The sequence below is a fragment of the Glycomyces rhizosphaerae genome (assembly GCF_042647865.1).
Classification (GTDB): Bacteria; Actinomycetota; Actinomycetes; order Mycobacteriales; family Micromonosporaceae; genus Glycomyces; species Glycomyces rhizosphaerae.
Window position 1 is genome coordinate 183584 of sequence record NZ_JBHRWO010000008.1, and the last position, 22837, is coordinate 206420.

General features: G+C 69.8%; 22 protein-coding genes and 1 pseudogene. 13 read left to right on the forward strand and 10 right to left on the reverse strand.

The features are described from left to right. Window positions 1-54: 54 nt before the first annotated feature. From ACFO8M_RS08985 to ACFO8M_RS09030, 10 genes and pseudogenes are all read left to right on the forward strand, one after another. The gene (locus ACFO8M_RS08985) at window positions 55-522 is read left to right on the forward strand and encodes a GbsR/MarR family transcriptional regulator (protein WP_387973540.1); all 468 of its coding nucleotides are present in this window, start codon (window positions 55-57) and stop codon (window positions 520-522) included. Window positions 523-527: 5 nt separating this feature from the next. After that, window positions 528-1397, forward strand: coding sequence for an ABC transporter ATP-binding protein (locus ACFO8M_RS08990; RefSeq protein WP_387973543.1), 870 nt, complete (start codon window positions 528-530; stop codon window positions 1395-1397). After that, on the forward strand, window positions 1394-2107 hold the full coding sequence (locus ACFO8M_RS08995) for a fluoroquinolone export ABC transporter permease subunit (RefSeq protein WP_387973546.1): 714 nt from the start codon (window positions 1394-1396) through the stop codon (window positions 2105-2107). The genes ACFO8M_RS08990 and ACFO8M_RS08995 overlap by 4 nt, the downstream gene beginning before the upstream one ends. A 1-nt stretch (window position 2108) precedes the next feature. Next, a complete protein-coding gene (locus tag ACFO8M_RS09000; protein WP_387973549.1) occupies window positions 2109-2840 on the forward strand; it encodes an ABC transporter permease in 732 nt (243 codons plus the stop codon). A 368-nt stretch (window positions 2841-3208) separates the two neighbouring features. After that, entirely contained in the window at window positions 3209-3478 is a 270-nt protein-coding gene (locus ACFO8M_RS09005) for a metal-sensitive transcriptional regulator (protein ID WP_387973551.1), read from the forward strand. A gap of 74 nt (window positions 3479-3552) precedes the next feature. Further along, window positions 3553-3870, forward strand: a complete 318-nt coding sequence (locus ACFO8M_RS09010) for a rhodanese-like domain-containing protein (protein WP_387973554.1) — start codon at window positions 3553-3555, stop codon at window positions 3868-3870. Window positions 3871-3943: 73 nt separating this feature from the next. Beyond that, window positions 3944-5287, forward strand: coding sequence for an MBL fold metallo-hydrolase (locus tag ACFO8M_RS09015; RefSeq protein WP_387973557.1), 1344 nt, complete (start codon window positions 3944-3946; stop codon window positions 5285-5287). Then, the gene (locus ACFO8M_RS09020) at window positions 5284-5853 is read left to right on the forward strand and encodes a rhodanese-like domain-containing protein (RefSeq protein ID WP_387973560.1); all 570 of its coding nucleotides are present in this window, start codon (window positions 5284-5286) and stop codon (window positions 5851-5853) included. The genes ACFO8M_RS09015 and ACFO8M_RS09020 overlap by 4 nt, the downstream gene beginning before the upstream one ends. Continuing rightward, a complete protein-coding gene (locus ACFO8M_RS09025) occupies window positions 5850-6617 on the forward strand; it encodes a sulfite exporter TauE/SafE family protein (protein ID WP_387973563.1) in 768 nt (255 codons plus the stop codon). The genes ACFO8M_RS09020 and ACFO8M_RS09025 overlap by 4 nt, the downstream gene beginning before the upstream one ends. A 97-nt stretch (window positions 6618-6714) precedes the next feature. Continuing rightward, window positions 6715-6865 (forward strand): annotated as a pseudogene (locus ACFO8M_RS09030) (MarR family transcriptional regulator); the annotation flags it as partial. Window positions 6866-6905: 40 nt separating this feature from the next. Here ACFO8M_RS09030 and ACFO8M_RS09035 read toward each other — a convergent pair. After that, on the reverse strand, window positions 6906-7508 hold the full coding sequence (locus tag ACFO8M_RS09035) for a TetR/AcrR family transcriptional regulator (protein WP_387973566.1): 603 nt from the start codon (window positions 7506-7508) through the stop codon (window positions 6906-6908). A gap of 132 nt (window positions 7509-7640) precedes the next feature. On the opposite strand from ACFO8M_RS09035, the gene ACFO8M_RS09040 reads away from it, so the two are divergent. Then, window positions 7641-8354: an SDR family oxidoreductase gene (locus ACFO8M_RS09040; protein ID WP_387973569.1), complete on the forward strand. Its 714-nt coding sequence runs from the start codon at window positions 7641-7643 to the stop codon at window positions 8352-8354. Between the two features lie 83 nt (window positions 8355-8437). Here ACFO8M_RS09040 and ACFO8M_RS09045 read toward each other — a convergent pair whose 3' ends face one another. The 9 genes from ACFO8M_RS09045 to ACFO8M_RS09085 all read right to left on the reverse strand — a co-directional run bounded on the left by ACFO8M_RS09045 (window position 8438) and on the right by ACFO8M_RS09085 (window position 20555). Beyond that, a complete protein-coding gene (locus ACFO8M_RS09045; RefSeq protein WP_387973572.1) occupies window positions 8438-9232 on the reverse strand; it encodes a strictosidine synthase in 795 nt (264 codons plus the stop codon). Window positions 9233-9264: 32 nt separating this feature from the next. After that, complete coding sequence (locus ACFO8M_RS09050; protein ID WP_387973575.1) at window positions 9265-10134, reverse strand: alpha/beta fold hydrolase; 870 nt, start codon at window positions 10132-10134, stop codon at window positions 9265-9267. A gap of 48 nt (window positions 10135-10182) precedes the next feature. Further along, the gene (locus ACFO8M_RS09055) at window positions 10183-11178 is read right to left on the reverse strand and encodes an NADP-dependent oxidoreductase (RefSeq protein WP_387973578.1); all 996 of its coding nucleotides are present in this window, start codon (window positions 11176-11178) and stop codon (window positions 10183-10185) included. A 459-nt stretch (window positions 11179-11637) separates the two neighbouring features. Then, window positions 11638-12618 (reverse strand): extracellular catalytic domain type 1 short-chain-length polyhydroxyalkanoate depolymerase, encoded by a 981-nt coding sequence (locus ACFO8M_RS09060; protein WP_387973581.1) that lies wholly within the window; start codon window positions 12616-12618, stop codon window positions 11638-11640. Between the two features lie 135 nt (window positions 12619-12753). Continuing rightward, window positions 12754-14685, reverse strand: coding sequence for an acetoacetate--CoA ligase (locus ACFO8M_RS09065; protein ID WP_387973584.1), 1932 nt, complete (start codon window positions 14683-14685; stop codon window positions 12754-12756). Further along, the gene (locus tag ACFO8M_RS09070; RefSeq protein WP_387973587.1) at window positions 14686-16659 is read right to left on the reverse strand and encodes a helix-turn-helix domain-containing protein; all 1974 of its coding nucleotides are present in this window, start codon (window positions 16657-16659) and stop codon (window positions 14686-14688) included. Between the two features lie 112 nt (window positions 16660-16771). Beyond that, entirely contained in the window at window positions 16772-18115 is a 1344-nt protein-coding gene (locus ACFO8M_RS09075) for an MFS transporter (RefSeq protein ID WP_387973590.1), read from the reverse strand. 40 nt (window positions 18116-18155) lie between these two features. After that, window positions 18156-18941, reverse strand: a complete 786-nt coding sequence (locus ACFO8M_RS09080; RefSeq protein ID WP_387973593.1) for a 3-hydroxybutyrate dehydrogenase — start codon at window positions 18939-18941, stop codon at window positions 18156-18158. Window positions 18942-19094: 153 nt separating this feature from the next. Then, window positions 19095-20555, reverse strand: coding sequence for an outer membrane protein assembly factor BamB family protein (locus ACFO8M_RS09085; protein ID WP_387973596.1), 1461 nt, complete (start codon window positions 20553-20555; stop codon window positions 19095-19097). 135 nt (window positions 20556-20690) lie between these two features. Here ACFO8M_RS09085 and ACFO8M_RS09090 point away from each other — a divergent pair, with 135 nt between their 5' ends. Beyond that, entirely contained in the window at window positions 20691-21728 is a 1038-nt protein-coding gene (locus ACFO8M_RS09090; RefSeq protein WP_387973599.1) for a hypothetical protein, read from the forward strand. 14 nt (window positions 21729-21742) lie between these two features. Beyond that, window positions 21743-22786 carry a hypothetical protein gene (locus tag ACFO8M_RS09095; RefSeq protein ID WP_387973602.1) on the forward strand — a complete coding sequence of 348 codons (1044 nt, stop codon included), beginning with the start codon at window positions 21743-21745 and terminating at the stop codon, window positions 22784-22786. Window positions 22787-22837 lie beyond the last annotated feature (51 nt).

Genomic DNA, 22837 nt, shown 5'->3' on the forward strand with positions numbered 1-22837 from the left:
TGAAATCTCTGACAATCTGAGGTACCGTCGAATCGGTCGTCGAAGGGAGACACCATGACCGGCGAACGCACCGGCCACCACGAATACGCCGACGAGATCGGCCTCTACTTCGAGAGTTACGGCCTGCCCCGCATCCCCGGCCGCATCCTCGGTTGGCTCCTGGTCTGCGAACCGCCGCACCAGACGGCGGAAGAACTCGCCGAAGCGCTCGACATCAGCCGCGGCTCGGTGAGCATGGCGATGAAGATGCTCTCGGCCAACAAGGCCGTCGTTCGCCAGGCAGTCCCCGGATCGCGGCGCACCCACTGGCGGCTGCGTCCCGGCTTCTGGCTCGACGAGGCCGCCGAGAAGGCCAGGCAGGCCCACGAGTGGATCAAGCAGACCGAACGCGGGCTCGAACTCCTGGCCGACGCGCCTCCCGAGTCCCGACAGCGCCTCGAAGAGGCCAAGGAGATGTACACCTTCCTCGCCGAGCAGTACGGACGCATCGAGACCCTCTGGCACGAACAGCGAAAGCAGTGACCCCGATGAGCCATGTCATCGACATCGAAGGCCTCACCTTCACCTACCCCAAGTCCCTCGAGCCGGCGGTGCGCGGCATCGACTTCACCGTCGACGCCGGCGAGATCTTCGGCTTCCTCGGCCCCTCCGGCGCCGGCAAGTCCACCACGCAGAAGATCCTCACTGGTCTCCTCACCGGGCACGGCGGCTCGGTCGCGGTCTGGGGCAAGGACCCCGCCGCCTGGAAGTCCGAGTACTACGAGCGGATCGGCGTCTCCTTCGAGCTGCCCAACCACTACCTCAAGCTCACCGGTCTGGAGAACCTCCAGTTCTTCGCCTCCCTTTACCAGGGCCCCACCGAGGACCCCATGGAGCTGCTCGACCGGGTCGGGCTCGCCGACGCCGCCCACACCCGGGTCGCCAAGTACTCCAAGGGGATGCAGATGCGCCTGGTGTTCATCCGCGCCCTCTTGCACCGCCCGCAGCTGCTGTTCCTCGACGAGCCGACTTCGGGCATGGACCCGGCGAACGCCCGCATCGTCAAGGACATCGTGGGCGAACTGCGAGCCGAGGGACGCACCGTCTTCCTCACCACCCACGACATGACCACCGCCGACCAGCTGTGCGACCGGGTCGCCTTCGTCGTCGACGGGCGCATCACCGCCCTGGCCTCCCCCACCGAGCACAAGCTCTCCCGCAGCAGGCGCCAGGTCACCGTCACCTACCGCGTCGACGGCTCGGACGACCTGGCCACCAAGGACTTCCCGCTCGACGGGCTCGGCGAGGACGAGGCGTTCCGCTCGCTCCTGAACGAGGCCGCGATCGAATCGGTGCACAGCCAGGAGGCCGACTTGGAGGACGTCTTCATCGACGTCACCGGGAGGAAGCTGTCATGACCGGCGTCCTCGTCCAAGCCCTGCGGCTCGAGCTGCGCCTGCAATGGCGATACGGGTTCCTTTATGCGGCGGCGTTCTCGGCGCTGCTCTGGGAGGTCGTCGTCTACCTCATCCCCGGGCAGCTCAAGGCCGCCTCGATGACCTACATCATCTTCGGCGACCTGGCCCTGGTCGGGTTCTTCTTCATCGCCGGGGCCGTGTTCTTCGAACGCGGCGAGCGCACGCTCTTCGCGCTCCTGGTCTCCCCCTTGCGGTTCCGCGACTACTACACCGCGAAGCTCACCGCGCTCGCCGCGCTAGGCCTGCTGCTGTCGCTGGTCATCGCCTTCTCGGGCGTCGGCCTCGACTTCGAGCCATTCACGTTCACGGCCGGGGTGGTGCTGTGCGCGCTGCTGTTCCTGACGTGCAGCTTCATCTCGGCGACGCCGTTCACCTCGATCAGCGAGTGGATCATCCCGTCCACACTGGTGCTCGCGGTCCTCAACGTCCCGCTCCTGAACCACTCGGGCCTGTGGGAACACCCGATCACCTACCTCGTGCCGACCCAAGGGGTGCTCCTGCTCATGGGCCACTCGTTCGGCCGGGTCGACCTGGCCGCCTGGCAATGGCTCTACGCCCTGGCCTACCCGGTCGCCGCGGTCGCCGCGCTCGGCCTCCTCTCCCGCAAGATGTTCGACCGGCATATCGCCGCCAGTGAAGGGGGCGAGTGACATGCCCGGCGCCATCGCGGCCTTCGGCCGCAACGACCTGCGCAACATCCGCCGCGACAGCCTCCTCGCCGGGATCGTCTTCGGCCCGTTCATCTACGCGGCCACGATGTGGCTGCTGCCCATGCTCACGCGCTATCTCGACCGCGAACACGGCTTCGACCTGGTCCCCTACCACCCGCTCATCCTCAGCGCCTTCATCGTGGTCGGACCGATCGCCGTCCTCGGCGCCGTCTGCGGGATGCTGCTCATGGACGACAAGGACCAGCGGACACTCGCCGCGCTGCGGGTCACGCCCGCGCCGCCGATGACCTATCCGCTCTACCGGGCGGCGACCACCATCGCCGCCACCACGCTCTCACTGGTGGCCGCGATGGCGCTGACAGGGCAGGTCCCGGCCGAGATCGTCGTTGCCTCCGTCCCGATCACCCTCCTGTGCGGACTCAACGCCGCGATGGTCGGCTTCGGCCTGGCCGCCTTGGCCCGCAACAAGGTCGAAGGGCTGGCGATCGTCCGCGCGATCGGCATGCTGTTGTTCGGGCTCCCAATGGTGCCGTTCTTCTTCGACCACCCGGCGATGCTCGGCTTCGGATTCATCCCGACCTACTGGCCCGCCAAGGCCTTCTGGGAAGTCTGGGACGGCGGGAACCCGTGGCCCTACCTGGCGGCCGGAGCGATCTACTCGGGCGCGATCAGCTGGTGGCTGCTCAAACGACTCGCCTCGCAAAAGGCGTGAAGGAATCCCCTTGGTCGAGCGGCCGCCTTGCCCTCGTCGCTCCGGCGTGTCGGACAGGTGAGCGCCAGGTTCTCCCCCAGCGCCGATGTCCCCGCAAACAGGCTCGGTCGCACGGCCTGGATCGGGATCGCGATGGGCGCAGAATCAGGCTGTCGAGTCCGGAGGCGACCGGACTCACCCGCTCTCCGAGGCTTGACCGGCGGCATCTCGGCCCGCGATCACTACAGGCCGCAACGGCGCCTCCGATGTACCCATTGCCGGAGGCCGCACTCGGCGACCAGTTCAGCCGGCGTTGAGGAGGGTGAGGCTGCACCACCCCGAGGTCGCCGAGTTTGCATTCTGATACCCCTGGGGGTATGTTGGTCGACATGCAGATGAACGAGGCTCTGGCCGGGGACGCCCTGAACCGGCTGAAGCGCGCCCAAGGGCAGCTGGCGGCCGTGGTCGCGATGATCGAAGAGGGTGACGACTGCGTGAAGGTGCTGACGCAGCTCGCGGCCGCGTCCAAGGCGATCGATCGAGCGGGCTTCAAACTCATCGCCTCCGGCATGCGCGAATGCCGCCGCGCCGCCGAGCGCGGCGAGGAGGAGCCGCTGACCGAGACTGAGCTCGAGAAACTGTTCATGGCCCTGGCCTGATACTGCGCGCCTGGCTTGTGCCGGGCGCATTTCTTTCGACGACAGATACCCCCAGGGGTATGAGGGGAGTCCATATGCCGAACGAGGAGTCACTGCGCGCCTTTCAGGCCGCACACCACCGCGGGGAGGTCGTCATCGACGTCCGCGACCGGGTCGAGTACGCCACCGGGCACGTGCCGGGCGCCATTTCGATCCCGCTCGACCGCCTTGCCGCGCGGCTCGACCACGTCCCGGCCGGGCGGGTCCATGTCGTCTGCGCCAGCGGCAACCGCAGCAAGGTCGCCGCCGACCTGCTTCGCCGCACCGGGCGCGACGCGGTGTCGGTGGCCGGCGGCACCACCGCTTGGCATCGTGCCGGGGGCACGCTCGCGCGCGGTCGCCACACCGGCTGATCCGTTTCACCGCGGGCGCCGCAGTGCGCCCGGAACATACCCCCCGGGGTATCTCATCGATTTGGAGGAAACCATGGAGATCATCTCGTTCCCGACCCCAGGGCTCGGGGACACCAGCTACCTGCTCGTCCATGAAGGACTCGGCGTCCTCGTCGACCCGCAGCGCGACATCGACCGTTTCCTCGCCGAGGCGGCCCGCCGCGATGTGGACCTGCGGTTCGTCCTGGAGACGCACCTGCACAACGACTACGTCTCCGGCGGCGAGCAGGCCGCGCTGCGCGCCGGGGCCGAGCTCGTGCTCCCGGCGGCCGCGGCACCGGCCTACCGGCACACACCCGCCTTCCACCTCGAGGACATCAAGGGCGAGGCGGGCTTGAGCCTGCGCCCGATCCACACCCCCGGCCACACGCCCGAGCACACCAGCTACCTGGTCCTCATCGACGGCGAGCCGCAAGCGGTGTTCTCCGGCGGCAGCCTACTGGTGGCCGCGGCCGGACGCCCCGACCTGCTCGGTCCCGAGCGCGCCGGGACCCTCGCCAAGCTCCAGCACGGATCCCTGCACCGCCTCGCCGACCTGCCGCCCGAGGTGACCCTCCTGCCGACGCACGGCGCCGGCTCGTTCTGCACCACCACCGGCGCGCTGCGGACCACCTCGACCATCGGCGACGAGCGCGAGACGAACCCGCTGCTCGCCATCGCCGGCGCCGACGAGTTCGCCGAGCGGCTCATGGCCGCCCCGGCGCCGATCCCGGCCTTCTACCGGTACATGGGCCCGGCCAACACGATCGGCGTCCCGCCGATGCCCCCGACCGCATCGCCGATCCTGACACCGTCCGACCTGGACGATCTCCCGGCGGACACCGCCGTCGTCGACATGCGTCCCCGTGCGGTCGCCTCCCGCGGCTTCCTGCCCGGATCGACGCTGATCGAGCTGGCCGACGACTTCGGATCGTGGACCGGATGGCTCACGTCCCGCGGCCTGCCACTGGCGCTGGTCGCCGAAGTGGACCAGGACGTGACCGAGGCGGTCACCCAGCTCGCCCAGATCGGCGTCGACACCGTCGCCGGTGTCATCACCGACCCCGGCGCGGCCGCCACGGCATCGTTCGCACTGCTCGAACTCGACGACTTCGCGCAGTCCTTGAGCGATCCGGACTCCCAGCTCCTCGACGTCCGCATGCCCTCCGAACACGACGCCGTCGCCGTGCCCGGCGCGGTCTGGCGGTTCCTGCCCGACCTGTTCACGGACGGCATCCCCGCCGAACTCGACCCCGCCAAACCCGTCCACATCGCCTGCGGCTCCGGCCGCCGTGCCCTCATCGCCGCAAGCCTCTTGCACCGCAACGGCTTCACACCCGCCGTCCTCACCGGAGCCGGCATCCCCCACCTCGCCACCGCACTCGAAGGAGCGAAATGACCACCATCGACCCCCGATCCGCCCGCGAGTTGATCGCGACCGGCCCCGACACGCTCGTCGTCGACGTCCGCACTCCCGGCGAATTTGCAAGCGCGCACCTCCCCGGTGCGATCAACCTCCCGCTGGACCAGGTCGACGCACACCTGCGGCGCATCGTCGCCGACGCGGGCGGCCGCATGATCCTGGTGTGCCAAAGCGGCCGCCGCGCCGCTCAGTGTCAGGCCAAACTCGCCGCGGCGGGGCTCGCCGACACCGCCGTCCTCGACGGCGGCATGATCGCCTGGACCGCCGCCGACGGCCCGGTCGTCAAGGGACGCAAGCGCTGGGATCTCGAACGCCAAGTGCGGCTCGTCGCCGGAGGCATCGTCCTGATCTCGGTCCTGGCGAGCCTGCTGTGGCCCGCGGCGGTGTTCTTCGCCGGACTCATCGGCGCCGGACTCACCTTCGCCGCACTCCGCAATTCCTGTCTGATGGGGATGCTGCTCGCGAGGCTGCCGTACAACCGGGTCAGCGCCGTCCCGCCCATCGAGGATTCGCTGCGCCGCCTCGCCGGAGCGGGCCGGTGACGGCCGCTCTCGCGGCGACCCTCGCCGCCGCGGTCGTCATCGGCCTGCTGCTGGGCCTACTCGGCGGCGGCGGCTCGATCCTCACCGTCCCGGTCCTGGTCTATCTCGCCGGGATCGAACCGAAGGCCGCGATCGCCATGTCGCTGTTCATCGTCGGGGCCACAGCCCTGGTCGCCCTGGGTGCGCACGCCCGGGCCGGCCGGGTGCAGTGGCGCACCGGCGTCCTCTTCGGTGCGGCCGGCATGGCCGGCGCCTACGCCGGAGGCAGGATCGCCGAGTACCTTCCCGGCGCGGTGCTGCTCACCGGCTTCGCGCTGATGATGGTGCTGACCGCCGTCGCGATGATCCGGCGCTGCAAGCAATGCGAGGCCAACGCCGAGGCCGTGCCGCGACGCCGACCAGTCCTCAAGATCCTCGCCGAAGGCGCGGCCGTCGGCATGTTCACCGGCCTCGTCGGCGCGGGCGGCGGCTTCCTCGTCGTCCCGGCCCTGGTGATCCTCGGCGGACTCTCCATGCCGCTCGCGATCGGTACGTCCCTGCTGGTCATCGCCGCCAAATCCTTCGCCGGCCTGGCCGGATACCTCCACTCGACCACGATCGACTGGCCCCTCACCCTGGGCATGACCGCCCTGGCCGTCGTCGGCAGCCTCATCGGCGGACGCCTGGTCGGCCGCATCGACCCGGCCGTCCTGCGCCGCGCCTTCGGCTGGTTCGTCGCCGTCATGGGGGTCGCCCTCCTCGCCGGGCAACTGACCTCGACCTGATCAGCGCAGACCGCGCCGCGTCCGGTGGCGTTCGGTCTGCCAGGTGCGGTCGTGGAGAGTGATCTGGTAGCCGTCGGGGTCGGCGAAGGTGAATGTGCCCCGCGGCCGACGCAGCCTGGAGAAGGCGAGCGCAGCGGTCCGATCCGTCGAGGTCGGAATGCTGACCGGCTTGACCGAGACCGAGCGGTCAGACGCGTTCCGGACGAAGCATGGTCCATTCCCTACGCGATGGCGACGACGGTGCATAGCTCGTCGGCCAAGGCGTAGCGCATCCTTTCGCCATGCGCGTCAACGCGGTAGGAGAACCTGGAGCTGACCTCGGATCTCGTTGAGGATCTCGTCGACGGTGCGTCCGATGTTGACGGTGGCCGCCATGCTGATGAACATGACCGCCGAGACGACGTGGGCGAGCGTCGCCGCCTCCTCGGCGTCGATTCCGTGGCCTCGCTGCAGGACGGCGGCGACCGCCTCCTCGGTCTGGACGGTGAGCGAGAGGGCCTCGCGGTGGTGAGGTTCGGTGGGGTCGCCGAAGACCATCTCGCGCAGGTAGGTGCGGCCGTTGTCGATCTGCTTGCGATTGCACGCCACGACCGCACCGATGATCGCCATCACCGCTTCGAGCGGGTCGGTGAGGGTCTCGGCCGCCGCCTTGCCTTCGGCGAGCGCGTCGGCGTAGGTGGAGTTCTGCACGAGCAGCAGCAGCTCGCCTTTGTTCTTGGCGTAGAGGAACAGGGTGCCGGTGCCGATGTCGGCCTTGTCGGCGATCTCCTGGGTGGTGACCTCGTCGACGCCGCGCTCGGCGAAGAGTTCGCTGGCGGCGGCCGTGATGCGGTCGAGCTTCTCCTGCTTGTTCCGCTCACGTCGGCCGACCCGTTGCGGGGCGATTGACATGGGTGCATCCTTCGGGAATAGAAGATGACTGAGCTCAGTTGTGAGTATAGTCGTTATCGCGTGGGCTCGGAAGTGCCTCGGTTCATTCTCCCACGACGACGCGAAACCGAACGTCGACCGAAAGGCAGGAACATGACCGCACTCAACGGAGCCGTCGTCCTCGTGACCGGGGCCAACGGCGGCATCGGCACCCACTTCGTTCACGACGCGCTGGCTCGCGGCGCGAGCAAGGTGTACGCCACGGCCCGCAACCCTCGCGTCTGGGATGACGAGCGCGTCGTCCCGCTCGCGCTCGACGTCACCGACCCGGCCTCCATCCGCTTCGCGGTCGAGGCCGCGCCCGACGTGACCGTGCTGATCAACAACGCCGGGATCCTGCCCTCCAGCGCGGGCATCCTCGAGCACACCGAGGCGGAGATCCGAGCGAACATCGAGACGAACCTCTTCGGCCCGCTGTTCCTCGCCCGAGCCTTCGCGCCGATCCTGGTGGCCAAGGAGCACGCGGCCATCATCGACATCCACTCCGCGACGAGCTGGTTCGCCCTCGGCGGCATCTACAGCGCCTCCAAGGCCGCGCTGTGGTCGGCGACGAACTCGCTGCGCCTGGAGCTCGCTCCCCAGGGCGTGCACGTCGTCGGCGTCCACGTCGGCTACGTCGACACGCAGATGGCCGCGCACACCGCCGACCCGAAGACCGCCCCGGCGGATCTGGTGCGGACCGTGTTCGACGGGCTCGAGGCCGGCGAGTACGAGGTGCTCGCCGACGAGACGTCCCGGCAGGTCAAGGCCGCGCTGAGCGCCCCGATCGAGGCGATGTACCCCCAACTGAAGGCCACGAACGCCTGAGTGGCAACCGAAGGAGCTGCGGCGGACGCCTTGCGTCCGCCGCCGCTTTGCCGTGACGATCGGCAGTGGATGCTCGGGATCGCTCACTCCCGGTACCTCGGCAAGACCTTCCCGCCTTCGACGAAGGTGAGAGCCTGCTCCACGTCGTAGGCATGGACCGCTGAGGCGAACGCCGGGAGCCTGGACGACACCTCCGCGACGGCACCGCCCGCGAAGAACGAGCCGAGCGCGCCCGCATCGGTGAAACCGAGCATCAGCGAGGCGTGGAACTGCTGCCCGACCGGGTTGTCGTGTGCGACGTTCGGCGTGTTCCACAGGCCCCGCCGCCAGGGCATGAACACCTGCGTCCGAAGCTCCTTCAACTCGCCGGTGCCCGCGAGAGCGGGGACGAGGCGGTCGGTGAGGATCCTCCGGAAGGCGCCGGTGCCGACGCCGTCCCGTTTCCTGACGTAGACCAGGGCCCTCGCCCCCACCCGATCACCGGACGCGGCGACGCCGTACCAGCGTGCCGAGTACGGCGGGCCGGCGTAGAGCACGGTGCGCCGGAACAGGTTCACCTCGTCGAGAAAAGCGAGCTTGGTCTGCTTGCGGCCCGAGAGCGGTGAGAGCACCGACTTCATGGTGACCTCGGCGACCCCGTCGATCCTGCGGTCGGCGGGGATGGCGGTCTCGACGCCGTCGGCCTCGGGCCACAGCCCGGGGTTGGTCTCGGCCAGGTGGATCTGCCGGTACTCCTCGAATCCCGGCGTGGCGCTGATGATCTCGGAGTGCGGGCCCTTCCAGCGGCCCATCCCCTGCTGCCGGGACCGGTCCTCGCGCACCCACAGCAGGATCGAGGAGGTGAAGGGCTTCCTGGTGAAGGCCGGTGTCGTGGACATCGCGGATCTCCCTCGGTCGGCTCGGGTGCCGGTCATCGGCTCAGGAAGGCGGCGGCGACAGGCGCGAACTCCCGGTGGTACTGGAAGACGCCGCCGTGCCCGGAGTCCGGGTAGATGATCAGTTCGGAGTCCTTGATGCGGCGGTGCATGTCCTCGGAGAGGACGGAGGGCACCATGCGGTCGTGGTCGCCGTTGGCGATCAATGTCGACTGGGTGAGCTTCGACAGGTCGTGCGGCGCACCGCGGCCCCACTTCTTGATGGCCTTGAGCTGGGTCTGGAACCCCTTCACCTTCATCGGCGCGTCGCGGACTTCGGTGTGTGAGCCCGTCGTCCGCTGGACGTACGCTTTCGCGGCTCGCTTGCCGGTGGCGTCGCGGTTGAAGAACAGGAACTCCCGCGGATCCGACCGCGTCAGCGTCGCCTTCAGGATGTCGCGGTAGGTCATACCGGCCACCTTGTCGATGTCCTTGCCGCCCTTCGGGCCGGTGCCGGTGAGGACCAGCTTGCGCACCAGGTCTGGGTGCGCGGCGATGAGCGCCTGGGCGATCATGCCGCCCAGGGAGAAGGAGAAGACGTCGATCTTGTCGAAGCCGAGCGCGGTGATGAACGCGTAGGCGTCGTCGGCCATCGCCTCGATGCTGTCGGGAACCTCTCCGGTGGAAGCGCCGACACCGCGCTGGTCGAACGTGATGACATGGCGGTCCGTGGCGATCGCGTCGACGATCTTCGGGTCCCAGTAGTCGAGCGTGGCGGCGAGATGGACGAAGAAGACGACCGGGATCCCGCCCTTCGGTCCCAGCTCGCGGTAGACGAAGGTGACGCCATTGGCGGTGACGGTGTTCGTCGGCGCTTCGACGTACGACGTGACGACCGGTCTGCTCTGGTCGTTGCGCGGATTCATGATTACTCCTTGTACCTGGATGAGGCTACTGAAGACCGACCGGTCGGGTCAGGCTTTGGTGATGACGGCTTTTCCTCGGATGCCGCCCCGCTCCAGCGCCCCGAGGGCCTCGGGAAGCCGGTCGAAGGAGGCGGTCCTGCCGACGATCGGGCGCAGCGCGCCGCCGTCGATGAGGGCGGCGATCTCACCGAGCTGTGCACCGCTGGCGCGCATGAACAGGAACTCGTAGGTCACGCCGAGCTTCTTGGCCTGGCGGCGGATCCCGGCACTCATGGCGGTGACCGCCAGACGCACCACAGGGTTGGCGCCGAGCTCGCGCGCGACGGCCGCATCCGGAGGACCTGCGATGCTGATCGCCTTGCCTCCGGGGCGCAGCACGCGCAGGGACTTCTCGAGGTTCTCGCCGCCGAGGCTGTCCAGCACCAGGTCATACCCGCCCAGCAGCTGCTCGAAGTCCTGGGTGCGGTAGTCGATCACGGTGTCGGCACCGAGCTCGCGCACGAAGTCCGCGTTGGCGGCACTGGCCGTGGTGGCGACCGTGGCGCCCAGGTGCTTGGCGAGTTGGATCGCGATCGACCCGACGCCGCCGGCACCGGCGTGGACGAGGACCTTCTGCCCGGCGCGCAGGTTCCCCTTCTCGACGAGGGCCTGCCATGCGGTCAGCGCGACCAGCGGCAGCGAACCGGCTTCCTCCATGGTGACGGACCGCGGTTTGAGGGCCAGATCGTCCTCGGCGACGGCGATGCGCTCGGCGAACGTCCCGATGCGGTCCTTGTCGGGCCGGGCGTAGACCTGGTCGCCGAGGCCGAAGCCGCGGACCTTGGAACCGACGCCGATGACGGTGCCGGCAACGTCATTGCCGAGGACGAGCGGCAGCTTGTAAGGCAGGATCGCCTTGAGCTCGCCGATCCGGATCTTCTCGTCGAGAGGATTGAGACCGGCGGCCTGCACCTGGACGAGCACGTCGCGCTCACCCACGACCGGCTCGGGGACGTCCGCGAGCTCCAGCGGGTCCTTGTACTTATTGACGACGAACGCTTTCATGACGCTCCTTGCTCCTCGTTCTGGTCGTTGAGCGCCGCCTGCCGGCGAAGGAGATCCCTGGCCGTCCTGCCTCTGGCGCTGACACCACTCGATATTTCCGAGCTACCTCAAGTATGACTACACTCAGAAATAATGTCAAGGAGGTCGCAATACGAGCCGATCGAGTGCGGATGAGGCGGCGCGAACCCGCCAAGCAGGAAAAAGGCGCTCGGGTCATGACCGTGGCGCGAGAGTTCTTCGTCGTCCAGGTGTGGGTGAAGTCATGACACCGCAGTTCGGAGACTGGGCCGCTCGGTCCGCGGCTCGGTCAAGCGACCCGGTCGCCCCGCGGTCGCCAGTCCGGGCTGATGGCCACGGCCGCTTCGGGAGTGAGCTCAGTGCCGTACCGCTGCGCGGAGGCGATCCGCCGACATCGCAGCTGCAGGTCCGATGGAGACGTTCGACCGGGCCGCCGGTAGCTCAAAGCGTCCTGCCGTCGTCAAGGCCGAAAAAGACGGCGTCGTGATGGGCCGAGCAGACGGTGTCGAGGAAGTTCGGTGCGGCGCTGCCGCATTGGTCGGGGTTAGGACCGGGGTCGACAGGGGTGCCGTGGCCCATGCCCTCGACCGTGTAGAGCCGCACGGCGTCCTCGCCGTAGGTCGTGCGGGTGGCGCCCGGGGCGATGACGGTGACATCGGTCGGGTCGGCCGGGACTCCGGCGGCGTCCGTCCACTGCTCGGCCGATTCGGTGGCGTTGGCGCTCACGACCCGGTCGTCGGCGGTGCCGTGCCAGATGGCCACGCCGGGACGGGGCCCGTCGAACCCGGGGTGGGCCCCGCGAACCAGATCGCCCCACGCGGACGGCGAGAGGTTCCGACCGGGGTTCATGCAGGTGAACGCGGAGGCCACGTCCGAGGCGCACTGGTAGGGAAGTCCCGCGACGACCGAACCGGCCGCGAAGCGGTCGGGATAGGCGGCCAGCATGATCGCGGTCATGGCGCCGCCGGCGGACAGGCCGGTGACGTACGCGCGTTCGGAGTCGAGCGAGTACGTCTCGACGGCGTGGTCGAGCATCTGCGCGATCGAGGCCGGCTCGCCCGCGTCCCGGGACTGGTCGCCGGACTGGAACCAGTTGAAGCACCCCGAGCTGTTGTTCGCCTGGCGCTGCTGGGGATAGATGAGCGCGAAGCCCCACTCGTCGGCGAATCGCCGCCACCCGGAGTTGGCGTGGTAGGTGGCCGCGTCCTGGCCGCAACCGTGGATCGCGACGACGGCGGGGGCGCCGGCGGAAAGCCCGTCGGGCACGTACACGTACATGTCGAGCGCGCCGGGATTGGTCCCGAAACCGCCGACCGGTTGCAGGGACGCGGCGCCGGCCGGACTCCCCGCCAGGGGCGTGAGCACCAGGGCCGCGGCAATGGCAAAGAGGACGCGCATGGCGCGCCCGAACATGGAAATCATCGCTTTCACCTCATCGTGAGCAACTCGTCGACCGGGGATCGAATGGAGTCCAGATTAGGTGAGATTGATATGTATTGATATGTGGGACGAAGCCACAGTTTCGGCTCCGACCCTGGTGGTCCCGTACTCGGCGGCTCAGTCCGCCGCCGGCACCCGCGGCACGAAGGCATCGAGCGCCGCCGGGTCGGCCAGGGAGTCGACGGCGACGGCCGCTTCGACCGGGACGCCCTGGATGATCCGCTTGACGGGCACCTCGATCTTCTTGCCGCTCAGGGTACGCGGGATCTTCGGGACCGCGATCACCTCGTCGGGGACGTGGCGGGGCGAGAGATCCGCCCGGACGGCGGCGGCGATCCGCCGCTTGAGCTCGTCGTCGACCTCGACGGCGGCCTCCACGAACACGATGAGCTCGTCCTTGTCGTCCAGGTGCACCACGAGGGAGTCGACGATGCCGGGGACGGCCTCGATGACGGCGTAGAACTCGGCGGTGCCCATGCGGACCCCGCCGCGGTTGAGCGTCGCATCGGAGCGGCCCGAGATGACCGCCGAGCCGTCCTCGGCGATGGTGATCCAGTCGCCGTGGCGCCACACTCCCTTGAACGGGGTGAAGTAGGTGTCCCGGTAGCGCTCGAAGTCCGGGTCGCCCCACAGCCCCACGGGCATCGAGGGCATCGGCGCGGCGATCACCAGCTCGCCCTCGCGATCCAGGGCGTGCATGCCGGAAGCGTCGAACGATTCGACCCTGGCGCCCAGGCACAGGCACGACAGCGCTCCGCGCCGGACCGGCACGGTCGGGGCCCCGCCGACGAAGCCGGTGCACAGATCCGTTCCGCCTGAGAGGGACTGAAGCTGCGCCGTCTCGGAGACGGCTTCGTAGACGTAGTCGAATCCCTCCGGCGGCAGTGGCGCGCCGGTGGAGCCGATGCCGCGGACCTTCGAAAGGTCGGCCAGTTCCTTGGGAACGATGCCCCGTTCCCGGCAGGCCATGAGGTACGGCGCGGAGGCGCCGAAGTAGGTCACCCCGGCCTCCTCGACCAGCCGCCACAGCCCTTCAGGATCGGGGGCGCCGTCGAACGCGACGATCGCGGCGCCGACCAGCGGCGCGGAGGCGAGGTAGTTCCACATCATCCACCCGGTGGTCGAGTACCAGAAGAACCGGTCCCCCGGCCCCAGATCGTGGTGCAGGGCGAGCATCTTGGCGTGCTCTACGGCGATGCCGCCGTGGCCGTGCACGATCGCCTTCGGCAGGCCCGTGGTGCCCGAGGAGTAGAGGATGTAGAGCGGGTGGGAGAACGGAAGCGGCTCGAAGGCGAGTTCGCCCTCGCCGGAGGCGAAGTCCTCCCACGCCTCGCCGACGCGGAAACCGGTGTCGAGGTAGGAGAACGTCACGGTCGCACTGAGCCCGCCGTCAAGGGCGGCGACGACCTGCTCGATGTCGCGGTCCCGCTCGATGCGCTTGCAGCCGTAGCGGTATCCGTCGGTGACGAAAAGGACGGTCGGCTCGACCTGCCGGAACCGGTCGACGACGGCCTTGGCGCCGAACTCGGGCGGGCAGGAGGTGAACACGGCCCCGATCGAGGCCGCCGCCAGCATGAGCGCGTGAGTCTCGGGGACGTTCGGCATCCAGGCGGCGACGCGGTCGCCGCGGCGCACGCCGCGGGCGAGGAGTCCCGCGCGCAGGCGGGCCACCATCGCGCGCAGCTCGGCCAGCGTCCACTGAAACGGGTCGCGTGTGTCGGAGTAGGCCTTGATGATCGGGTCGCCCTCGGCCACACCGGGGGCGGCGAGCACGGCTTCGGCGTAGTTGAACCGCTCGTCGGGGAACCAGGCGGCACCGGGCATGTCGGGGTCGGGCAGGACCCGGTCTTCGGGGACGGTTCGGCCGAGGCCGAAGTACTCCCAGACCGCTCCCCAGAACGCCGCTGGCCGGTCGGTCGAGAACCGCCACATGTCCTGGTATGACGCCGAATCCGCTCCCGTCCGGTCGGACAGCCACCTGCCGAACGCCCCGATCCTCGTCGTGTCCGCCGCGTCGGCGCGCGGCCGCCAGAGCACTTCCCCGGTCACTCATACCTCCTTCGGCGTGGACCGCTTCGCGGTCCGATGGAATCCCTTGCTCGCATCGATTGTCGTCTGCCGGTCGCCGCCGGAGAGCCGGTGGAGGCGCAATGCCATCTGCAGCTCCAGGCACCGGTCGGGGTCGTTCCAGCCGCGTCCCAGGACGGCTGAGATCCGGTCCAGGCGTTGGGAAACGGTGTTGACGTGGACGTGCAGCGCCTCCTTCGTCTTGGAGAGGTTGCCGCCGGCGGCGTAGTAGGCGTTCAAGGTCCCGATCAGGTCGGTGCCTCGCAGGCGGTCGTAGTCCAGCACCGGGCCGATCACCCGCTCGACGAACGCACCGACGTCGGCGTCGCCGAGGAGCACGCCGACGAATCCGAGGTCGGCCATGCAGCCGCCTTCGCCCTTGCGGCCCAAGGTCAGCATCGCCTCCATGCAGCGCTCGGCCTCGCGGTAGGCGTCCGGAAGGCCGTCGCGGACAGGGGCCGAGGCCGCAACCGTGACGCGGCCGCCGACCGACCGGCCGAAGCGGGCGGCGAGACGGGCGGCCAGCGCTCCGGGGTCGTCGGTCGGGAGCAGCAGCACCGGGCGGCCGTCGCGGCTGCCGGCCAGCCCGTGCTCGGCCCGGGCGCACCTAGTCGCCTCCGCGACCAGTCGCGGCCGCGCGGAGGCCTCGCAGCCCAGCGTCAGAACCGCATGCGGCAGTTGAAGGTCGACGCCGAGCTTGCGGGCGCGCAGGGCGAGGCTGGTGCCGCCGCCGCGCCGCCCGGCGCCGGTGAGGAGGTCGTCCAGCAGCTCGCCGCGAACCCTGTCCTCGGCGTCGGCCACCGACCGCTCCAGCAGGAGCAGCAGCGCGGTGACGAGCGAGACCCGCTCGAACAGCCGCTTGTCCTCGTCGCCGAGGTCCTCCCGGCCGCCGAGCACGATACTGCCCAGCGATTCGGGTCCGGCCGTGATCGCGCACACCCACAGTCCTTTTGCGAGGATCGCGCCTTTGCCGAAGTGCGGGTCGTCGGCGGGTTCGGGGACGAAGCCGACCGCGCCGGTTCCCGCGCGGGCCAGCTGGTCGCCCTCGGCGTCGTAGATGCCGATCGGGCCGCCGAACAGCGCGGCGGCCTGCGCGGCCAGATCGCCGACCCCGCCGCCGCGCAGGACCAGCCCGGTCAGCTGGTCGTGCGCCTCGGCGGCCCGCCGCAGGGCGAGGTTGAGCCGGTCCGAGGTCTCGGCGGTCTCCTCCAGTCGGCTCAGGGCGCCCCTTGCCTCCTCCAACTGGCGGACGCTCTCGATCGCGACGGCCGCGTGGTCGGCCAGCGAGACGAGCATGGCGATGTCGTCGGGCGCGAAGTCGCGGGCGGTGCGGTCGGCGGCGAACAGCACGCCGATGACCGACTCGCCGGTGCGCAGCGGCACGCCGACGATCCCGTGCAGCCCTTCCTCGGCGACGGCCTCGTCGATGGGGCCGGTGTGGCGGAACCGGGTGTCGTAGGTGTAGTCGGTGCTGGCGTACGGCAGTGCGGTCTCGGCCACCAGCCCGCCGAGGCCCTCCCCCATGCCCAGGCGCAGCCGCTGGAACTTCGCCGAAACGGAGCCGTCGGTGACTCGCATGTAGGTGTCTCCCGCCGCCGGGTCCTGGAGGCTCAAGTAGGAGATGTCGGCGTTCAGGAGGTTGCGGGCGCGGTGCACGATGGCGCGGAGCACGGAGTCGAGGTCCCCCAGCCTGGCGAGGTCGCCGGCGGTGTCGAACAGGGCGGCCAGCTCGGCCTCCCGGCGGCGCCGCTGCCGCAGCGTCTGCCGGATCTGGAGGGCCACCGCCGTCGCCTCGTCCACGGCGGCCGCGGCCGTCTCGGACGCGCCCGCCGCCCGCAGTTCCCGGGCCGGCTGGGCGAGCTGGTCCGCTGAGGCGTCGGCGGCCAGCAGGTCGAAGAGCCGGCGCAGCGCCGCTGCGTCGGCGCCGAGGGCGGGCGGGTCTGCTTCGGCCGGCACGGCAATCCTCCCCTGTACTTGTGGGCGGCACGCGGGATCGGCCGTGCGGACGGGCAGCGCCGCGGCCGCCGCACGGCCGAGTCTAGTCAGCGGACCGGCCGCCGACCGGTGGTCATCGCTCGGGCCGGATGGCGACGGTGAGGTCCCGTCCGCGCGTCTCGCGGATGACCGCCGCGGCGATCGCGGTCACGATCGCGGCCCCGCACAGGTAGACCGAGACCGGGACCGACGAGCCGAAGTGGTTCAGCAGCGCCACCGCGATGAGCGGCGCCAGTCCCCCGGCGATGACGGACGCCAGCTGCGAGCCGATCGCCGCGCCCGAGTAGCGGACCTTGGTGTCGAACAGCTCGGAGACGAAGGCCGCCTGCGGCCCGTACATGGCCCCGTGGAACAGCAGGCCGACGGTGACGGACAGGCAGATCACCGCGAACGACCCGGTGTCGGCGAGCGCGAAGAACGCGAACGCCCACGCGGCCATGCCGATCGCACCGATGAGGGTGACCGCGCGGCGGCCGATGCGGTCGGACAGCGCGCCCCACATGGGAATGGTGACGAAGTGGATCGCCGAGCCGATCAGGACGGCGTTGAGCGCCAGGCTCTTCGAGAGCTCGAGCTGCGCGGTCACGTACACCAGCAGGAACGCGGTGAGGATGTAGTAGGAGATGTTCTCCCCGAACCGCAGTCCGATGGCGCCGAGCACCTCGCGCCAGCCGGTGCGCAGGACCTCGACGATCGGGGGCTTCTCTTTGGCACCGTTCGCGGCGGACTCCGCCTGCGCCTGCAGGAAGACGGGCGACTCGGACACCGTCATGCGGACCCACAGTCCGATGAGGACGAGGATGCCCGAGAGCAGGAACGGGATGCGCCAGCCCCAGGCCAGGAACGCCTCCTCGGTCTGGATTACGGCCAGCAGCGCCAGCACCCCCGTGGCGAGGAGGTTCCCGCCGGGCGCCCCGGCCTGGGGCCAGGAGGCCCAGAATCCGCGATGGCGTTCGCCGCCGTGCTCGGAGACGATGAGGACGGCGCCGCCCCATTCGCCGCCGAGGGCGAAGCCCTGGACCAGCCGCAGCAGGGTCAGCAGGATCGGGGCGGCCACGCCGATGGCGGCGTAGGTGGGCAGGAGCCCCATCGCGAAGGTGGCGGCGCCCATCATCAGCAGGCTGAGCACCAGGAGCTTCTTGCGGCCGAGGCGGTCGCCGTAGTGGCCGAAGACCAGCCCGCCCAGCGGCCGGGCGAGGAACCCGATGGCGTAGGTGGCGAAGGCCAGGAGGGTGCCCACCAGCGGATCGTGGGCCGGGAAGAAGGCGGTGTTGAACACCAGGGCGGCGGCGGAGCCGTAGAGGAAGAAGTCGTACCACTCCACAGTGGTGCCGACGAGGCTGGCGGTGACGATGCGGCCGATGCCGGTGCGGCGCTCGTCTTCGGAGGCGGGGGTAGTCGCGGTGTCAGTGGTCATTGCTGTACCTGTTCTCGGGTGGGCGGACACGGTTCGGGGGTCAGGTGGCGGTCCAGCCGCCGTCGATGGTCACGGAGGACCCGGTCACGGATCTGGCCACGGGACGGCACAGCCACACGACGGCGGCGGCGACCTCTTCGGGCTCCACCAGCCGTTTGAGCGGGGTCCGGTGCAGCAGCACCTCGGCGAGCACTTCGTCCCGTGTGGAGCCGGCTGCGGCGAGGTCGTCCAGCTGGCGGTCCACCAGCGGGGTGCGCACGTAGCCGGGGTTGATGCAGTTGCTGGTGACGCCGTGGGGCGCGCCCTCGATCGCGGCGACCTTGCTCAGGCCCTCCAGGGCGTGCTTGGCCGCGACGTAACCGGCCTTGGAGGCGCTGGCGCGCAGGCCGTGGACGCTGGAGAGGTTGACGACCCGCCCCCATCCCCGGGCGTACATGTGCGGCAGGCAGCGCTGCATGAGCAGGAACGGCGCGGTCACCATCACCCGCTGCATGGCTTCGAACCGCTCGGCGGGGAAGTCGGTGATGAGCGCGACGTGCTGGAATCCGGCGTTGTTGACGAGGATGTCGACCTCGTTCGGCAACCGGGTCACCGACTCGAGCGCGGCGAGGTCGACGACATGCGCCTTGCCGCCGATCGACTCGGCGACCTCGCGCACCGTCCGGGGATCGCGGTCCGCGGCATGGACTTCGGCGCCGGCCTCGGCAAGCGCGAGAGCGCAGGCCCGCCCTATCCCGGAGCCGGCCCCGGTCACCAGCGCGACCCGGCCGGACAGCTCGCCTTCCACCCCGGTCGAACCACTAGTGATGGGCGTTACATCATCCATGCCGATAAATGCTATGGACACCCGATCGCAATAACCATGTCGATCGGCCCCACAGTTCTCGCAGGTTCCATGTGGTTACACCACGCCGACGGATGGAGCTCGTTGGCGCACTGCGGCGTGCGGGACGGTGGCTTCCTCAGCGCTCGGCTCGTGTCACCAGATCTCGGTCGGCCAGACGTTGCGGACGGCCGGGTGGGTGGCGCCGGTGATCGTGACGATCCGGCCCGGGACGAAGTAGGCGGCGTCGCCGGGCAGGGCGACGCCCTCGCCGGTGGCCAGATCGTAGGCGTACACGTCATGGGCGCTCGAGCCCCATGTGTCCCCGCCGCTGTAGAGCCACAGCGTCGAGCCGATGGGCCAAGTGGTGTCGTCGCTGCGGAAGACCGCGTTCGCGCGCCAGCGCTCCTCGCCGGTCGCGGTGTCGAAGGCGATCAGGTTGTCCGCCTCGGCTTCCCAGTCGACGGTGACGAGCGTGGCGGCGTCCGGTCCGAGCGCGATCGCCTGGCCCTCGGTGGGGGCCTCCCAGACGGTTTCGCCCGTCGCGACGTCCACGATGGATGGCACGCCGTCGATGGTCAAGGGCAGCTTGCCGTCCCGTGCCTCCGCCGTGGGCAGTCCGCCGCATGAGGCGTAGTCGTCGCTCTTGCGGGTCATCGCCTCGATCTCCCAGGCCGGCTCCGATCGGCCGAGGCGGTATCCGGCGAGGGTCGCGATGCACTCGTCCGCGGGGTTGTCGTCGTACTCGTCGTAGACGATCAGTGTGTCCCCGGAGATCGCGGCGCTGCTGCGGGTCGGGACGCTGAGCAGGCTTTCGCCGTCCTCGTAGACGTCGACGGTGCGGTCCCCGTGACCTGTCGGGTAGGACTCGACGAGGAGCCGGTCCGGTACGGGCGCACCGGTCCAGGCGATGTCCGTCGCGGTCTGGGCGCTGGCGTAGGTCGGGGTCGACCACTGCACGGAGAGGTCGGCGGGGTCGCGCGAGTAGAGGGTGCAGTCGCCGATGCGGTCGTCTTGGGCGCCGGTGCACTCGGTCATGATCACCGCGTCGGCGAACGCCGAGACGAAGGAGGCGTCCTGGTCGCGCCAGACCTCTTCGCCGGTGTCGAGGTCGAGCGCGACGGTGTCACGCCGGCCGGGCCAGTCGTACTCCTCGCCGGTGATCTCGCGGAGGTCTTCGGAGATGACGACGACCTCGCCGGCAATGCCGACTTCGGGTCTGTACGACTCCCAGCCGTACGACCACACGTCCTCGCCGTCCCGCTCCAGTGCGATCCGCCCGTCGGCCCATCGCAGGGCGCCCTGGTCGACTTGGGCGACCTCCTCGCCGTCCGACGCGAACGCGGCGGTCCACAGCGGTTCCCCTTGGTACACCTCGACTCCCTCGGGGAGGCCTGGGTCCTCCGGGCCGCCGGAGGGCTCGCCGACCGCGATCCCGTCCGGGATCGTGCCTTCGGGCCACTCGGACCGGTCGGGGAAGTCGGGCTCGTAGAGCGGCTCGAGCACGAAGGTCGCCGCGAAGACCGCGACGGCCAGGCCCGCGAAGCCGAGCTGCACGGACCGCGGCCAGCTGCGCAGCTCCCGCCACAGCGTCGGGCGGTCGGTCTCCGACGGCATGGGTCCTCCAAGGCGGTGGGCGGGTGAGGGGCACTTGCACGATAGCGACGCGCCGCAAGCTGGCATCCTGCGGTTATCCTCGATCCGACCGAGCCCCGACCCCCGGATGTGCCCATGCCCTCAATCGATCCTCGCGTGTCCCCGACCCGACGCGAAGGCCTGCGCATCGGCTGGATCATGCTGTTCTCGGCACTGACCCTCCTTCCGTTGACGACGTGGCACCAAGTGCGCGAACCGAACACGGCGGTCGAGGTCGTCACGGCGTTCATGGAGGCGGTGCGGGACAAGGACTTCGAGCTGGCCTACAGCTTCATCGATGGCGGCGTCCCGGCCGGCTCGGCCGCCGCGTTCCTCCATCCCGACGCGATCGGCGAATTTGACCTCTTGTCGGTCGAGCAGTCCGGCAGCCCTTCGGGATTCGAGGAGTCGGTGTCGGCGACGATCGGCACCGATGAAGGCACGGCCGAGGGCGTCTTCACCGTTTACGAGGACGACGGCGAGTACACCCTCAGCGCCCCCTTCCAGACCGTCACCGTGTCGGCCTCTTCGTACCTGTCGCTCCAGGTGAACGACCGGTCCGTCCCGATGCCGCTCGAGACGTCCTGGCAGGACTGGTATGCCGGCCAGGCGAACCGGACGGTGCTGCTGCTGCCGGGCGTCTACCGGTTCTTCGGCGGCGATCCGGTCGCTCTGCTGGGCGACAATGGCGGGAACGGCTCCGAGGTGATCGGCACGCCGCTTCCCGAACCGGCCGAGGACGCGGCGGCGTCGCTGCAGGGCGTGGTCGAGGACTACATCGACGCATGCATCGAATACCGGTTGAGCGCGCCTCCCGGCTGCCCGTTCGCGACCGACGGTATGGTCGACACCGCCGACCGGCGCCGCGTCGAGGAGATCCGAGATCCTGTGTGGATGGTTGAGGAGTACCCGGTGGCGACCGTCGTCCCCGGCACGGGGACGTACGGGGAACCCGTGCTGCTGGTCGATTTCACCGAACCGGGCCGACTCACCTTGCAGGGCACCGGCTCAGAGGACTGGGGCACTTGGGAGGCGTTCACCGCGGCCTGCCGCTTCGACGGCGGCGTGCTGCACGTCCTGGCCGCCCCGGACGGCTCGTTCGAGGTGGCGCCGCTGGGACAGCCCGCGACGGACACCTGCCGGGGCACCGAGTGAAGGAGACCCGACGCATGACACCGCTGGCCTGGGCCCGCCCCCGCCGCTGGTCGATCCTCAGCGAAGCGGTGCTGGCGGTAGCGGTCGCCTTGGCCGCCTGGCCGATCCTCGCGGTCGTGAACGGCGAACCGGCGCCGGTCGAGGTCGTCCGCGACTACCTCGAAGCGCTGCGCGACCGGGACGTCGACCGCGCCGAGTCCCTCGTCTCGGAGGCCTACGCACTGGAGGCCGACCGCTCGTGGCTGACCGCCGAGGCGACGTCCTCGGACTGGGAGATCGAATCGGTCGAGCTCAAGTCCGCGTCCCAGACCACGGTCCACGCCGTCATCCGCTCCGGCGACACCCGCGCCGAGGGCGCCTTCAAGCTCGAAAGCGCTGACGACGACCTGCTGATCACCAACCCGTACATGTACGTGTCGGTCACAAGTCCGCTGCTCTCCTCCCTCGAGATCAACGGCGTTCGCGGCGATGTCGCCGTCGCCGACGGCGCGGCGGTGTCCGTGGCGCTGTATCCGGGCTCCTACTCGCTGTTCGCGAGCGTCCCTGAGTTGACGGGGGAAGACGACCTCTCCCTGCTCGCCCTGCCCGGATCGGACCTCGGCGCGTACAGCCTCGACTCGTTCGACCTGAACGCGGTCATGACCGATCCGCTCACCGGCAGCGAAGCGATCGAGTCCAGGCTCAACGAGGAGCTGGCCGCCTGGCTCGACACCTGCGCCGAGAGCTCCGACCTCGCCCCCGCCGGATGCCCGTTCAGCGCCGCCTACGACTACGGCATCGCCTACGACGGCCGCACCGAATTCGCCTCGGTCAGCGAACTCGACTGGGCCGTCGAGATCTATCCGAAGGTCCGCTTCAACCGCGACCTGCGCCTGGAGGTCGTCGAACCGGGTTGGATCACCCTGAACGGCAAGGGATCCGCAGTCTTTGAAGGCGGCGAGAGCACCTTGGACGGACGCTGCGGCGTCGACATCGAGAACGTCACCCCCGTCATCGGCGAGGACGGCGGCCTCACCCTCGCCCTGGCCGCCGCCCAGGACAACACCTGCCGCTGGTAGGACCCGCGACGGACCTGCGGCAACCCGCGGCCGGGGCCCGCGTTCGCAAGC

Excerpts from the sequence above, each read along its gene's own strand:
- ACFO8M_RS09000 (WP_387973549.1), top strand. The coding sequence starts at position 2,109 with ATGCCCGGCGCCATCGCGGCCTTCGGCCGCAACGACCTGCGCAACATC.
- ACFO8M_RS09080 (WP_387973593.1), bottom strand. The coding sequence starts at position 18,941 with ATGGATGATGTAACGCCCATCACTAGTGGTTCGACCGGGGTGGAAGGC.
- ACFO8M_RS09005 (WP_387973551.1), top strand. The coding sequence starts at position 3,209 with ATGCAGATGAACGAGGCTCTGGCCGGGGACGCCCTGAACCGGCTGAAG.
- ACFO8M_RS09055 (WP_387973578.1), bottom strand. The coding sequence starts at position 11,178 with ATGAAAGCGTTCGTCGTCAATAAGTACAAGGACCCGCTGGAGCTCGCG.
- ACFO8M_RS09045 (WP_387973572.1), bottom strand. The coding sequence starts at position 9,232 with ATGTCCACGACACCGGCCTTCACCAGGAAGCCCTTCACCTCCTCGATC.
- ACFO8M_RS08985 (WP_387973540.1), top strand. The coding sequence starts at position 55 with ATGACCGGCGAACGCACCGGCCACCACGAATACGCCGACGAGATCGGC.
- ACFO8M_RS09040 (WP_387973569.1), top strand. The coding sequence starts at position 7,641 with ATGACCGCACTCAACGGAGCCGTCGTCCTCGTGACCGGGGCCAACGGC.
- ACFO8M_RS08995 (WP_387973546.1), top strand. The coding sequence starts at position 1,394 with ATGACCGGCGTCCTCGTCCAAGCCCTGCGGCTCGAGCTGCGCCTGCAA.
- ACFO8M_RS09075 (WP_387973590.1), bottom strand. The coding sequence starts at position 18,115 with ATGACCACTGACACCGCGACTACCCCCGCCTCCGAAGACGAGCGCCGC.
- ACFO8M_RS09015 (WP_387973557.1), top strand. The coding sequence starts at position 3,944 with ATGGAGATCATCTCGTTCCCGACCCCAGGGCTCGGGGACACCAGCTAC.
- ACFO8M_RS09035 (WP_387973566.1), bottom strand. The coding sequence starts at position 7,508 with ATGTCAATCGCCCCGCAACGGGTCGGCCGACGTGAGCGGAACAAGCAG.
- ACFO8M_RS09020 (WP_387973560.1), top strand. The coding sequence starts at position 5,284 with ATGACCACCATCGACCCCCGATCCGCCCGCGAGTTGATCGCGACCGGC.
- ACFO8M_RS09085 (WP_387973596.1), bottom strand. The coding sequence starts at position 20,555 with ATGCCGTCGGAGACCGACCGCCCGACGCTGTGGCGGGAGCTGCGCAGC.
- ACFO8M_RS09095 (WP_387973602.1), top strand. The coding sequence starts at position 21,743 with ATGACACCGCTGGCCTGGGCCCGCCCCCGCCGCTGGTCGATCCTCAGC.
- ACFO8M_RS09010 (WP_387973554.1), top strand. The coding sequence starts at position 3,553 with ATGCCGAACGAGGAGTCACTGCGCGCCTTTCAGGCCGCACACCACCGC.
- ACFO8M_RS09050 (WP_387973575.1), bottom strand. The coding sequence starts at position 10,134 with ATGAATCCGCGCAACGACCAGAGCAGACCGGTCGTCACGTCGTACGTC.
- ACFO8M_RS08990 (WP_387973543.1), top strand. The coding sequence starts at position 528 with ATGAGCCATGTCATCGACATCGAAGGCCTCACCTTCACCTACCCCAAG.
- ACFO8M_RS09060 (WP_387973581.1), bottom strand. The coding sequence starts at position 12,618 with ATGATTTCCATGTTCGGGCGCGCCATGCGCGTCCTCTTTGCCATTGCC.